Origin of the sequence: Brevibacterium sp. ZH18 (assembly GCF_022748595.1) — a bacterium.
Lineage (GTDB): Bacteria > Actinomycetota > Actinomycetes > Actinomycetales > Brevibacteriaceae > Brevibacterium.
This window is the reverse complement of record NZ_JALDSX010000006.1, coordinates 15,218-28,660: the sequence shown is the minus strand read 5'-3', so window position 1 is coordinate 28,660 and position 13,443 is coordinate 15,218. Positions and strand designations below refer to the sequence as shown.

Here is a 13,443-nt window from a genome sequence, read left to right as displayed (position 1 = left end):
AATGTCGGTTCGTCAGCCTGCATGGCTCCTCTGGGCGACCGTTCCTGCGATCCTTCTCGTGGCCGCCTTCGGGATGTGGCTGCGGATGGACGTTCATGGGCCCACCACTCTCGATCAAGACTGGCTGAACCTCGTCGGCCTCACCCCTGACTCCGTCCCCTACTGGATCGCGGTCGTCCTCGCCGAGGTGGGCGGAGGCGCAGGGGCCGCCATCTGCACGGGGGTTCTGGCGGCGGCATTCGTGCTGCTCCGGCGATTCCGTGCCGCCGGTTTCCTTGTCACCGCCATGCTTGTCGGGATCTGCCTGTCCGAACTTCTCAAGGCGCTGGTCATCCGCGCTCGACCGAGTCATCAGCTCTTCGACTCCCTGGGATACTCCTATCCCTCCGGCCACTCCATGGGCGCAGCCGCACTGGCCATGGGCCTGGCCTTCATCGCCTCCCGATCGCACATGATGCGTCTGGAGCAGGCGACGATGGCCGGGCGCATGGACCCGAGCTCATCTGCGTCGCCGGCAGCACCCTTGGCCGCCGCACCGCCGACGATTTCAGCCGATGGCACGCATGCCGAGCCCTTGCCCGCCGCGATCACCCCACCGCTGGAGCCGCCGAGGCTGCGCTTCCATTGGTCGATGATCGTCGCTCTCGTGTGGATCCTGACGATGATGTGGTCGCGCACCGGCCTGCAGGTGCACTGGCTTTCTGACACGATCGCCGGCGCCCTCATCGGCATCTCGGCGGCGGTCCTGGCCGACGAGCTGTGGACAGCAGTGACGATGAAGACCCGCTCACCTCATCTCGAGAGGTGAACGGGTCTCCGATCTGCGAAGCAGCTGCTGTCAGTCCTCGCTCAGTGACACGGCGCTGAAGGCCGAAGCGTTGACGGCTCCGGCGACGGCCTTGACGACCTCGTCGGACACTGCCGAATCGACAGCCAGAACCGAGAGCGCATCGTTGTCGGTCGCCGACGGCGAGACCTGCATGCCGGCGATGTTGATCTCATTCGCGCCGAGCGCCTGGCCCAGCTGACCGATGATTCCCGGACGGTCCTCGTAGCGGAAGATGAGCAGGTTGTCGGTCAGCTCGATCTCGAGTTCGAAGCCGTTGACCTCGGTGAGCTTCTGCACGAGCTTGGGGCCCGTGACCGTGCCGGAGACCGAGATCCGCTGCCCTTCGCTCGTCGTCGCCGTCAAACGAGTGATGTTGCGGAACGACTCGCAGTACGGATCGGTGACGAGCTCGACGCCGATTCCGCGCTCCTCCGCCAGCAGCGGGGCGTTGACGTAGGAGACCTGGTCGGACACGACATCCTTGAAAAGGCCCTTGAGCGCGGAGAGCTTGAGGACGGAGACGTCCTTGTCCGCGATCTCACCGTTGACCTCGACCTTGAAATGGGTGACCGAGGCGTTCGCGAGCGAATTGACGACGCGTCCCAGTCGTTCGGCCAGCGGGATGCCCGGGCGCACGTCCTCGTGGATTGCTCCACCGGCCACGTTGACCGCGTCGGGGACGAGCTCGCCGGCGAGAGCCTTGCGGACCGACTTCGCGACGGCCACACCGGCCTTCTCCTGTGCTTCGGCGGTCGAGGCGCCGAGGTGGGGCGTGACGTTGACGGCGTCGAGATCCATGAGTGCCGAGTGCTCCGGCGGTTCTGTGCTCCACACGTCGATGCCTGCGCCTCCGACCTCACCTGCGGAGATCGCCTCGGCGAGGGCCTCCTCGTCGATGATTCCGCCGCGGGCGACGTTGATGAAGCGGGCACCGGGCTTCGCGGCTTTGAATTCCTCGGTGCTGATCATGCCGACCGTCTCAGGCGTCTTGGGCATGTGGACGGTGACGAAGTCGGACACAGCCAGCAGTCCTGGCAGATCGACGACCTCGACGCCCATCTGCGCCGCGCGCGCCTGGGTGATGTAGGGATCGTAGCCGACCAGGCGCATGCCGAAGGCCTTCGCGCGCTCGGCGACGAGTCCGCCGATGCGACCGAGGCCGACGATGCCCAGAGTCTTCTCGTAGAGTTCGACGCCCGTGTACTTCGAGCGCTTCCACTCCCCCGCCTTGAGCGAGGTGTTACCTGCACCGAAGTAGCGGGCCGACCCGAGGATGTGGGCCATGGTCAGCTCGGCTGCGGAGATGATGTTCGAGGTCGGCGCATTGACGACCATGACACCCGCCGAGGTGGCAGCCGGGACATCGACATTGTCGAGTCCGACTCCGGCGCGGGCAATGACCTTGAGGTTCTTGGCCGCAGAAATAGCTTCGGCATCGACCTGGGTCGCCGAGCGAACGAGGATCGCATCGGCGTCGACGATGGCATCCAGAAGCTGGGAGCGGTCAGCGCCTTCGGTGTGACGGACCTCGAAGTCTCCTCCGAGGGCATCGATGGTAGCCGGTGACAGTTTTTCGGCGATGAGCACGATGGGCTTGGGCACTGATTTCCTCCTGTTGCGTCCGGGACGCGTCCATCTTATGAGACTTCGTGAATGCCTTCACAAAGTCTCAAAATCTGGGAAGTGAGTCTCGGCTCACTTCAGGCATCAGCCTCAGAACCCGTTGGGCGAGTACGGCATGCGGCCCAGGTTGAACATCGAGCTGGCGCGCACGGCGGCGCCCGGCACGTTTTCGTCGATGCGACCTGCTCGGGCCAGGATCACCGGATCGGCCCCGCCGAAGTAGAGGGAGCCGAGTTCCGCGATGCCGAGGCTGAGATCGGCCTGAGCCGAATTCGAGGCGGTTTCGACAACAGCGTTCTCACCGTCGGAGGTGATGGTGTAACGGCCTCCGGCCAGATCAAGGGAGTCATCGATCTCGAGGACGAGCGTGCCCGGCACGTACCAGGGCCTGGCCTCGAGAGCCTTTTTGACATCGAGAATCCGGATCCAGATGTTGTCTTCCGTGGATACCGTCCGCACCCGGCGGGAGTCGGTGAGCAGCCACGGCAGCGGCGAGTCTTCGGCGGATTCGCCGAAGGTGACTCGCGACGAGAGGTCGATGGCGGCGAGGAACGACCACAGCGATGAGTACGCCGCGTCGGTGACGGCGACGAAGTCGATGAGTTCGATCGTCGGCGGGTTCTTCGACCAGCCCGCGAACTTGTAGGAGACGTAGCCGTCGGGCTCGCCGGACTCGTCGAAGTGCAGGGCTGCGCGGACACCGCGATCCGCCTCCCCTGTGTCCGTGTTGAGTGCTCCGGTGGCCCGCTCGATATAGGTCTGCTGGCGCTCCATCGCACCGGGAGAGGTCCGCATGAACTGGCCGTAGATCTTCGGTGCCAGTTCGCGCAGCTCGCTGGGCAGGCACATCTCGACGCGACGGTCGGGCTCATGGACCATCTTGAATCCGGGTGAGGTGTCGACCTCGATCGAGTGCGCCCAGGTGGCGACCCCGAAGCCGAAGCGGGAGTAGATTCCACCTTCGGTAGCGGTCAGTGCCGCGAACGGGTATCCGTCGGCCTTCGCCTCGGCGAGGTCGGTCGTCATCATCGACCGCAGCAGTCCGCGCCTACGATGAGTCGGTCGGACTGTCACCCACGTGATCAGGTGCCCGGGCACCAGTCGACCGCCGCCGACGTTGACGAGCTTCTCGAACCAGGCGAACGTCGCAACCGGCACAGCGGAGTCGAGTGCGAGCTCGTACTCCTGGTCGGCGTAGACGGCGGTGAGGTTCCGGCCATCGGCGATGGCACGCTCCACTCGGTTCTTCAGTGCGTCGTCTGTCGAACGGGCATCGTGGAATCCGACGCTCGTCGACGCGAAGTACCCCTGGGTGCGCTCATCGGGCGCGCCGGTCGTCTCGTCGAATGCGGGCTTGAAGTTCTCGAATCTGTAGTTCGTCACGTTCTCCACAGTAATTCACCTCACGCACATTGCACCCGGTCACGAGGGGAAAGAGGGAAGTTCCACGAATTCCACAGGAGCGAGGCTCGTCAACCGCCGATCGGCATCCCGGCGTCCTTGGTTGAGCACATTCTCGATCTCGACCTGTAATTCTGCTCTCATTCGAAAGAATGATCGCCGTCTTCTCAACCGAGCCTCGCTGCCAAAGAAATTTTCAACTTTGCTCAGGAAGAGTTCAGGAGCAATAATTGTTGAGCAGTTCAGCGACCCTGACTGCAACCACACTGCGCCGGATCAGTTGAACAGAATCGAAGGATGGCGATGCCAGCAGTCTCACAAGGACCTGCCGAACGAGCTCCAGCAGAACGCACTCGCAGAGACAGCGTCTGGACTCGGCTCCGGCGCTCGCGCGCAGCCATGACCGGGCTCGTCCTGGTCGTCGTCTTCATCCTTCTCGCACTTCTGGCTCCGGTCTTCTCTGCACTCACCGGCAACAGTCCGTTCGCCTACAACCCGGATCTGCTTGGGCCCGACACCGCACCGGCCGGGCCTCTCGGGGGAATCAGCGCCCAGCACTGGTTCGGTGTCGAGCCGCGAACTGGTCGCGACCTGTTTGCGATCGTCTCGTACGGCGCCCAGGTGTCCCTGCTGATCGGTCTTGCCGCCACTGTCGTGTCGATCGTCGTCGGCGTGATTGTGGGCCTTGTCGCCGGGTTCTACGGAGGCTTCGCAGATCGTCTGCTGTCCCGCCTGACCGATGTGATCTTCGGCTTCCCGTTCCTCATCTTCGCAATCGCCCTGTCTGCGACTGTTCCGGCGAGCGTCCCCCGCACACTCCTCCTGATCCTCGTCATCGGCTTCTTCGGGTGGCCCTCGATCGCCCGCGTCGTGCGCAGCGAGACACTCTCGCTCAAAGAGCGCGGGTTCGTCCGTGCAGCAGCGGCACAGGGAACCGGAAGCGTGCGCATCATCGTCCGCGAGATCTTCCCGAACATCCTGGCCACGATCATTGTCTTCACCACAGTGTCGATTCCCGGCAAGATCGGCGCCGAGGCGGCCCTGTCCTTCCTCGGGGTCGGTGTCAATCCGCCCACCCCGTCGTGGGGTCGGTCGATCTCAGATGCGATCTCCTGGGTCCAAGTCGACCCGATGTACCTGATCTTCCCCGGCATGGCGTTGTTCCTCGTGACGCTGGGATTCAATATGTTCGGCGACGGTCTCCGCGATGCGCTCGACCCCGCTGAGGCCCGCAGCGAGAGCGCGGCAGCAGCCGACCCGATGAGCGCAGGAGGACAGCCGTGAATCGCACCAAGTTCATCGCCTACCGCCTGCTCGGGGCACTCATCGTGCTCTTCATCGTCGCCGCCGCATGCTTCGCGATCTTCTACCTCATGCCCAGCAACCCCGCACAGTACTCATGTGGAAAGCCGTGCTCACCCGACCGCCTCGCTGAGGTCGAACGGTACCTCGGCGTCGACCAGGCGTGGTGGAAGCAGCTCTTCGACTTCCTCGGCGGAATCGTCGTCGGCCGCGACTTCGGCAGCGGTGCTGCAGCCATCCACTGCGACGCCCCGTGCTTCGGGTACTCGTTCCGTCTCCGCGACTCGGTCACGACCCTCATCCTCAGCCGTCTGCCGGTAACCATCTCGCTGACTCTTGGAGCGGCAGTCCTGTGGGCCATCGGCGGAATCGTCTCGGGTCTCATCGCCGCCCTCAAACGCGGGACGGCCACCGACAGTGTGGTCATGGGTGCTGCCATCACGGGAATCTCGGCGCCGACCTACCTGCTGGGTCTCCTCGGCATCCTGCTCTTCGGGTTCACCCTCAATGTCCTGCCCATCGGCGGATACGTGCCGTTGACCGAAAACCCTGCGATGTGGGCCTTCCATCTGATCCTCCCCTGGATCGTCCTGGCCATCGCCAACGGAGCGATCTATGCGCGGCTCACCCGCGGGCAGATGCTCGAGGTGATGAGCCAGGACTACATCCGCACAGCCCGAGCCAAAGGATTGAGCGAACCGATCGTCATCGGCAAGCACGGACTGCGCAACCTCGTGCTGCCTTTGACGACGCTGTTCGCGATCGACATCGGCGGGCTGCTCGGCGGTGCGGTCATCACGGAGAAGGTCTTCGGCCTCGGCGGTGTCGGCACGCTGCTGCTTGAGGCCGTGTCGAATCTCGACATCCAGGTCATCGTCGGCGTCACTCTCTTCGCCGCAGCCATCGTGATCATCGCGAACCTCTTGGCAGACCTCAGCTATTCGGTCCTCGACCCGCGAATCGGGGCCCGCCGCTGACCCACACCTCCACGCGCGCGACGGGCGCACGCGCCGACCGGCGCAGCCACACCAACATCGGACCATCACGACAGACACGAACACAGCGAACCTTCGGGCCACCATCACAGCCCCCGGTTCGAACGCTTGAGAAAGGCACACCATGAGACGATCAGCACTGATCGCGGCAACACTGTCCTTGGGACTCATCCTCACCGGTTGCAATGCCAACCCGGAGCTCAACAACGACGGTGACAAGAGCACCAACACTCTGGGCGAGACCCACAAGGGCGGCACCCTCAACATCTTCTCCGAGGACTCCGACATCGACTTCGACCCGGGCAAGAGCCAGGGTCTGGCGATCACGTCGCTGGCCTACGTCCATCGTCGCCTGACGACGTGGGACATCAAGCCAGGGGAAGAGGGCAAGGTCGTTCCCGACCTCGCCACCGACACCGGCCAGATCAGCGATGACGGCAAGACCTGGACATTCACTCTCAAGAACGGCCTCAAGTATGAGGACGGCTCGGCAATCACCTCGGCGGACATCAAATACGGCATCGAACGGTCCTTCTCCACTGAGCTTTCCGGCGGCCTGAGCTACCACAAGACCCTGCTCAAGGGCGGCGCGGACTACAAAGGTCCGTTCAAGGGCGACGAGCTGAAGTCCGTCGAGACTCCCGATGACAAGACCATCGTCTTCCATCTCAACTCAGCCTTCGGCGACTTCCCCTGGATCGCCTCGATGCCCGCCTTCTCCCCCGTCCCCAAAGACAAGGACGATCCGGGCAAGTACGGTCTCGACCCGGTTTCGTCGGGTCCGTACCAGGTCAAGTCCAACAAGTCCGGCTCCGAAGCCGTGCTGACACGCAACAAGTATTGGGACGAGAAGACTGACCCGGTACGCACCGCAGGCCCCGATGAGGTCGTGTTCAAGCTCGGTCAGGATGCCTCGGTGACTGCCCAGGCACTCATCTCCGACTCCGGCGATGCGAAGAACGGATTCTCCGCAAGCTTCGTCCCGGCCTCTCAGCTGGCTCAGGTGCAGAACGACCCGAGCGCGAAGTCTCGCCTGGTCACCTCGGGCCCGGGCGCCCTGTCCTATCTCGCGATGAACAACGAACACAAGGGCCTCGACGACACGAAGGTTCGTCAGGCCATCAACTATGCGGTCAATAAGGACACCTACCGCATCGCCGGCGGTGGGGAGATCACCGGCGATTACGCTTCGACGCTCATCACTCCGGGAATTCCCGGACATCAGGACTTCAACCTGTATAAGGCCGATCCCAGTGGTGACGTCGACAAGGCCAAGTCCCTGCTCAAGGAGTCGGGCGCCAAGCTGGGCACGCTCAAGCTGCTGGTGAAGAACGATGCCACTTCGGTCGCGCAGGCCGAGGCGATCCAGGAGGCTCTGGCCCGCATCGACGTCAAGGTGACGATCAAGTCCGTGGACACGAACACGTTCTCCGCTGACGCCACAGATGCCAAGGGCGACTACGATCTGGCTCTGAGTTCGTGGCAGCCGGACTTCCCGTCGGCCAACGGCAACATCCAGCCGCTCTTCGACTCCTCGCAGATCGGCAACGGCAACTACAACATCTCCCGCTACTCCAACGACGAGGTCGACGCGCTCATCAAGAAGGCGACCGAAACCGTCAAACCGGAAGAGGCACAGAAGATCTGGGCCGAGGCCGACAAGCGGATTATGGAAGATGCACCGGTGGTGCCGTTGACCTATAACAAGAATTCCTTCCTGCACGGATCGAATGTGGAGAATTTCATCATCGGTGACTTCCCCGCCTACCCGGTCTACTTCAAGGCCTCGCTGAAGGGCTGAGCCATGGCGAACACTGCTGCAGCACTCGAATTCTCGGATCACTCGGTCTCCTTCGGGTCCCGGATCATCACCGAGGGCGTGTCCCTCGAACTCGTGCCGGGTTCGATCCTCGCCCTCGTCGGTGAGTCGGGCTCGGGCAAGTCGGTGACCGCACTGGCGGCACTCGGTCTGGCCGGCTCTGCCGGTCAGACCGGGTCCGTGCGCCTGACCGGTTCCGCGCATCTCGCCGGAGCAGATGAGGATCTCGCCGGAGCAGACGCGGATCCGAGCATGGAGCTCGTCGGTCTCGAGGCGAAGGCACTGCGCCGGGTTCGCGGTGCACGCATCGGCGTCGTCTTCCAGGAGCCGATGGGAGCGTTCAATCCCATGTTCCGCGTCGGGCACCAGATCGCCGAGGCGGTCCGTGCCCATAGCGCCTCCGCCGACGGTTCGATCGGCTCGCAAGTGCGGCGGCAGCTGCTCAAGTCGGGCCTGGACAATCCAGACCAGATCATGCGGGCCTACCCGCACGAGCTCTCCGGCGGGCAGCTGCAGCGGGCGATGATCGCACTGGCGACCATCAACTCCCCCGAGGTGCTCTTCGCCGACGAGCCGACGACGGCTCTCGACGTCACCGTTCAGACGGGGATCCTCGATCTGCTCCGACAGCAGGCCACCGATGAGGGACAGGCGGTGCTCCTCATCACCCATGACATGGGCGTGGTCGCCGATATCGCGGACCGGGTGGCGGTGATGAAGTCAGGACGCATCGTCGAGACCGGCACGGTCCGCGACATCTTCCATCATCCGAAGTCCGAGTACACGCGTGAGCTCCTCGACGCGGTCCCCCGGCTGAATGCGGTCGTCGAGGCCTCATCCGCCGAGGTGGCCGATCGTCCGCGCTCGACTGAGCAGCAGTCGAATGGCTCGGCGGGAGCTTCATCGTCACCTGCTGCCGTGCCCGCCGCTCTGGCCGCAGAACTCAGGGCCGCCACCGTCGTTCATCGCAGCTCGGGACGGCAGGTCACTGCGATGGATTCGGTCGATCTCGCCATCCCTGCCGGGTCGATCACAGGTCTGGTCGGCGAATCCGGTTCGGGCAAGTCGACGATCGCCAACGTCCTCACCGGAGGCCAGCGACTGACATCCGGCCAGGCATTCGTCGACGGTGGTCTCGTGAGCACACGCCCGACGCGAGCGCAGCGGAGACTGCGCTCGGAGATCGGCGTCGTGTTCCAGGACCCGCGCGGATCGCTCAACCCGCGCCGGTCAGTCGGTGCACAGATCGCCGAGCCGATGCGCGTGCACACCGATCGCGGACGTCGCGACATCGAAGCTCGGGTAAAGGCGCTCCTCGGCGATGTGCGCCTGCCTGAGAACTTCGCACAGCGGTATCCGCATGAGCTCTCGGGCGGACAGCGTCAGCGCGTCGCGATCGCCCGAGCTCTTGCGCTGGACCCGAAGCTGCTCATCGCCGATGAGCCCACGTCAGCCCTGGACGTCTCCGTTCAGCGGGGAGTTCTCCGTCTCTTGGCCGAGCTCCATGAGGTCCACGAGTTCGCGTGCCTGTTCATCAGCCACGATCTCGCAGTCATCGAGCAGCTCGCCTCGACCGTCGTCGTTCTGCAGCACGGGGCGATCGTCGAGCAGGGACCAAGTTCTCAGGTGCTCGCGCATCCTAGCCAGGCCTACACGCGGGAGCTCATCGACTCTGCACCAGTGCCCGACCCGGAGATCCAGGCAGCACGCCGCGCCGCCAGACTCGCCGCATGAGGCTCAAGCGCACCACCTGAGACCGCCTCACGGCCGCACCTACACGAAGGAGCCCCGGAAGCCGACTGGCTTCCGGGGCTCCTTTCTCTGCTCAGAGATTGATCAGAGACTGATCAGCGAGCGGCAGTGCCCTCGGTGTAGTCGTCGTCCGAGTCCTTGAGCCATGCGAACATCTTGCGTAGTTCGCGGCCGGTGGTCTCGATTGGGTGTGTCTCTTCCTTCGAACGCAGTTCCTTGAACTCCGCAGCGCCGTTCTTCTGGTCGTTCATGAAGCGCTCGGCAAACTTGCCGTTCTGGATGTCCGCGAGGACGTCTTCCATGTTCTTCTTGACGTCCGGAGTGATGACGCGCGGGCCGGAGACGTAGTCGCCGTATTCGGCGGTGTCGGAGATCGACCAACGCTGCTTGGCGATTCCGCCTTCGACCATGAGGTCCACGATGAGCTTGAGCTCGTGGAGAACCTCGAAGTAGGCGATCTCGGGCTGGTAGCCGGCCTCGGTGAGAACCTCGAAGCCGTACTGCACGAGGTGGGAGACGCCGCCGCAGAGGACGGTCTGCTCGCCGAAGAGATCGGATTCGGTCTCTTCGGTGAAGGTCGTCTTGATGCCGCCGGCACGCAGGCCGCCGATTCCCTTGGCGTAGGAGAGCACGAGGTCCCAGGCCTTGCCCGAGGCGTCAGCCTCGACAGCCACGAGGACGGGCACGCCACGGCCGTCGACGTATTCGCGACGCACGACGTGGCCGGGACCCTTCGGGGCGACCATGATGACGTCGACGCCGTCTGGTGCCTGGATGTAGTCGAAGCGGATGTTGAAGCCGTGAGCAAAGAGCAGCGCGTTGCCGGGCTTGAGGTTCGGTGCGATCTCAGCGTTGTAGATCTCGGCCTGGACCTGGTCCGGAGCGAGGATCACGACGAGGTCGGCCCACTCGGCAACCTCGGCCGGGGTGCCGACTTCGAGGCCTTCTGCCGAGGCCTTGTCGCGGCTGGCGGAGCCTTCCTTGAGGCCGATGCGGACCTCGACGCCGGAGTCGCGCAGGCTCAGTGCGTGTGCGTGGCCCTGGCTGCCGTAACCGACGACGGCGACCTTCGTGCCCTGGATGACGGACAAGTCTGCGTCGTCATCGTAATAGCGTTCTGCTGCCATAATTCATGCTCCTTCAAAAGGTGTGGGGTACTCCCCCATTGTTTCACAGTTCGGTACTGGTGTTCATTTATTGAGATGGAAGGCGTTCCACGAAGTGGAACGTGAGGACGCCAGCTCCGCAGAGCCCTTCAGCTCCGCAGGGCCCTGTCGGTGATCGACTTCGAGCCGCGGCCGATGGCCACGGTTCCCGACTGGACGATTTCCTTGATCCCGAAAGGCTCGAGCACGTCCCGCAGAGCCTCGACCTTGCCCAGCTCACCGGTCACTTCGATGCAGACAGAGTCGGGTGAGACGTCAACGATCTTGCCGCGGAACATCTCCACCGCGGCTGCGACCTGCGGCCGGGTCGCAGCGTTGGCCTTGACCTTGTAGATGATGTGAGCCCGGCGCACCGAGGAAGCAGGCTCGAGCTCGACGATCTTGATGACGTTGACGAGCTTGTTCAACTGCTTGGTCACCTGCTCGAGCGGCACGTCCTCGACGTCGACGACGACCGTGATGCGCGACAGCTCATCATGCTCGGTCACACCGACGGCGAGGCTGTGGATGTTGAAGCCACGGCGGGCGATGAGGCCGGTGAAGCGGGTCAGCACGCCCGGCTTGTTCTCGACCAGGACTGAGAGTGTGTGCCGGCTGTTCATTCCAGGCCTCCTTCGATCTGAGCCACGGAGCGAACCGTGCCGTCTTCTTCCGTTCCTGCTTCGGCGATCCGGCCTTCGGCCTGCTCATCGCCCTCACCGTCGAACTCCGGGCGGATGCCTCGGGCGTATTCGATCTCGTCGTTGGAGACGCCGGCGGCGACCATCGGCCACACCATCGCGTCAGGCGGGACCGTGAAGTCGAGGACAACAGGGCGGTCATTGGTCTCGAGCGCGGTCTTGATCGCCGCATCGACGTCTTCATTGCTGTCTACCCGCAGTGCGAGGCAGCCGTACGCCTCAGCGAGCTTGACGAAGTCCGGGATCCGGATCGTCTCGTGTCCCGTGTTGAGGTCGGTGTTGGAGTACCGGCCGTCGTAGAACAGGGTCTGCCACTGGCGGACCATGCCCAAGGACGAGTTGTTGATGATCGCGACCTTGATCGGAATGTCGTTGAGCGCGCACGTGGCGAGCTCCTGATTGGTCATCTGGAAGCAGCCGTCACCGTCGATCGCCCAGACCACACGGTCGGGCTCGGCGACCTTTGCGCCCATGGCCGCAGGCACCGAATAGCCCATGGTGCCCAGTCCGCCCGAGTTCAGCCACGACTTGGGGCGTTCGAACTCGAGGAACTGCGCGGCCCACATCTGGTGCTGTCCCACACCAGAGGCGTAAACCGCCTCGGGGCCGGTCAACGCTGAGATGCGGGAGATCACGTACTGCGGATCGCAGAGCTCGCCATGTTTGTCGTAGCCCAGCGGATACGTCGTCTTCAACCGGTTGAGGTAGCGCCACCAGGGTTCGCGCTGACGCTCGAGAGCCTTGGGGAACTTGTTGCGCAACTCGGTGAGCATCTCGGCGAGGACTTCTCGGGCGTCGCCGACGATGGCGACCTCGACCTCACGGTTCTTCCCGATCTCCGCCGGGTCGATGTCGGCGTGGATGACCTGCGCGTTCGGGGCGAACGAATCGAGGTTGCCCGTCACCCGATCGTCGAAGCGGGCACCGATCGCGATGAGGAGGTCGGACTTCTGGAATGCGGTCACCGCGGGCACACTGCCGTGCATTCCCGGCATCCCGAGGTGCAGCGGATTCGAGTCGGGGAACGCACCCCGCGCCATCAGGGTCGTGGCCACGGGAATGTTGGTCGCCTCGGCGAGTTTGAGCAGTTCCTTCTCCGCCTGCGAGCGGATGACACCGCCGCCGATGTAGAACACCGGGCGCTGCGCCTCGGAGATGAGTCGAGCCGCCTCACGGATCTGTTTGGCATGGGGCTTGAGGATGGGGCGGTAGCCCAGCAGCTGAGGCTCCTCGGGCCACACGAACGGAGCCGTACCCGTCTGCGCGTCCTTCGTGACGTCGACGAGCACCGGTCCGGGACGCCCTGTCGTCGCAATGTGATGAGCGTTGAGGATCGCCTCCGGGATGTCCTCGGGCTTGGTCACGAGGAAGCTGTGCTTGGTCACCGGCATCGTCATGCCGACGATGTCAGCCTCTTGGAAGGCGTCGGTGCCCAGCAGCTTCGAGCTCTGCTGCCCGGTGATCGCGAGCACCGGCACTGAGTCCATATGCGCGTCGGCGAGCGCCGTGATGAGGTTCGTGGCACCCGGCCCGGAGGTCGCGATGCACACGCCCAGCTTGCCCGAGGCGACCGCGTAGCCTTCGGCCGCGTGGCCTGCGCCCTGCTCGTGCCGAACGAGGATATGGCGGATCTTGTCGGTCTCGAACAGCGGATCGTAGGTCGGAAGAATGGTGCCGCCGGGAAGGCCGAAGACCGTCTCGACCTCAAGGAGCTCGAGGCTGCGAACGATCGCCTGCGCGCCGGTGAGGACCTCAGGGGTCGAATTGCGTCGAATGCTGGACGGGGTCGCGGTGACCGGAGCTGCGCTGGGCGCGGTACCGGTGGCCGCTGACTGGGCCGAGGGCGTGGCTGCCATCGTTCAATTCCTTCCTAGTG

At 64.1% G+C, this 13,443-nt stretch carries 10 protein-coding genes; 5 read left to right on the top strand and 5 right to left on the bottom strand.

Annotation, left to right across the window (positions count from 1 at the left end; all coding sequences use genetic code 11):
* The first annotated feature begins 1 nt into the window (after position 1).
* A complete protein-coding gene (locus MPN20_RS03800; RefSeq protein WP_242779703.1) occupies positions 2-808 on the top strand; it encodes a phosphatase PAP2 family protein in 807 nt (268 codons plus the stop codon).
* A gap of 30 nt (positions 809-838) precedes the next feature.
* On the opposite strand, the gene serA is transcribed toward MPN20_RS03800, so the two are convergent.
* Positions 839-2,431, bottom strand: a complete 1,593-nt coding sequence (gene serA, locus MPN20_RS03795) for a phosphoglycerate dehydrogenase (protein ID WP_242779701.1) — start codon at positions 2,429-2,431, stop codon at positions 839-841.
* A gap of 111 nt (positions 2,432-2,542) precedes the next feature.
* The gene (locus tag MPN20_RS03790) at positions 2,543-3,835 is read right to left on the bottom strand and encodes a GNAT family N-acetyltransferase (protein ID WP_242779699.1); all 1,293 of its coding nucleotides are present in this window, start codon (positions 3,833-3,835) and stop codon (positions 2,543-2,545) included.
* Positions 3,836-4,150: 315 nt separating this feature from the next.
* Here MPN20_RS03790 and MPN20_RS03785 point away from each other — a divergent pair, with 315 nt between their 5' ends.
* From MPN20_RS03785 to MPN20_RS03770, 4 genes are all read left to right on the top strand, one after another.
* Positions 4,151-5,137, top strand: a complete 987-nt coding sequence (locus MPN20_RS03785) for an ABC transporter permease (protein WP_347566794.1) — start codon at positions 4,151-4,153, stop codon at positions 5,135-5,137.
* Positions 5,134-6,132 carry an ABC transporter permease gene (locus MPN20_RS03780; RefSeq protein WP_242779695.1) on the top strand — a complete coding sequence of 333 codons (999 nt, stop codon included), beginning with the start codon at positions 5,134-5,136 and terminating at the stop codon, positions 6,130-6,132. The genes MPN20_RS03785 and MPN20_RS03780 overlap by 4 nt, the downstream gene beginning before the upstream one ends.
* Before the next feature lie 142 nt (positions 6,133-6,274).
* The gene (locus tag MPN20_RS03775) at positions 6,275-7,951 is read left to right on the top strand and encodes an ABC transporter substrate-binding protein (RefSeq protein ID WP_242779693.1); all 1,677 of its coding nucleotides are present in this window, start codon (positions 6,275-6,277) and stop codon (positions 7,949-7,951) included.
* A 3-nt stretch (positions 7,952-7,954) separates the two neighbouring features.
* A complete protein-coding gene (locus tag MPN20_RS03770) occupies positions 7,955-9,703 on the top strand; it encodes an ABC transporter ATP-binding protein (protein ID WP_242779691.1) in 1,749 nt (582 codons plus the stop codon).
* A gap of 113 nt (positions 9,704-9,816) precedes the next feature.
* Here MPN20_RS03770 and ilvC read toward each other — a convergent pair whose 3' ends face one another.
* From ilvC to MPN20_RS03755, 3 genes are all read right to left on the bottom strand, one after another.
* On the bottom strand, positions 9,817-10,848 hold the full coding sequence (gene ilvC, locus MPN20_RS03765; protein WP_242779689.1) for a ketol-acid reductoisomerase: 1,032 nt from the start codon (positions 10,846-10,848) through the stop codon (positions 9,817-9,819).
* A 128-nt stretch (positions 10,849-10,976) separates the two neighbouring features.
* On the bottom strand, positions 10,977-11,489 hold the full coding sequence (gene ilvN, locus MPN20_RS03760; protein WP_242779687.1) for an acetolactate synthase small subunit: 513 nt from the start codon (positions 11,487-11,489) through the stop codon (positions 10,977-10,979).
* Positions 11,486-13,423, bottom strand: coding sequence for an acetolactate synthase large subunit (locus MPN20_RS03755; protein ID WP_242779685.1), 1,938 nt, complete (start codon positions 13,421-13,423; stop codon positions 11,486-11,488). The genes ilvN and MPN20_RS03755 overlap by 4 nt, the downstream gene beginning before the upstream one ends.
* Positions 13,424-13,443: the final 20 nt, after the last annotated feature.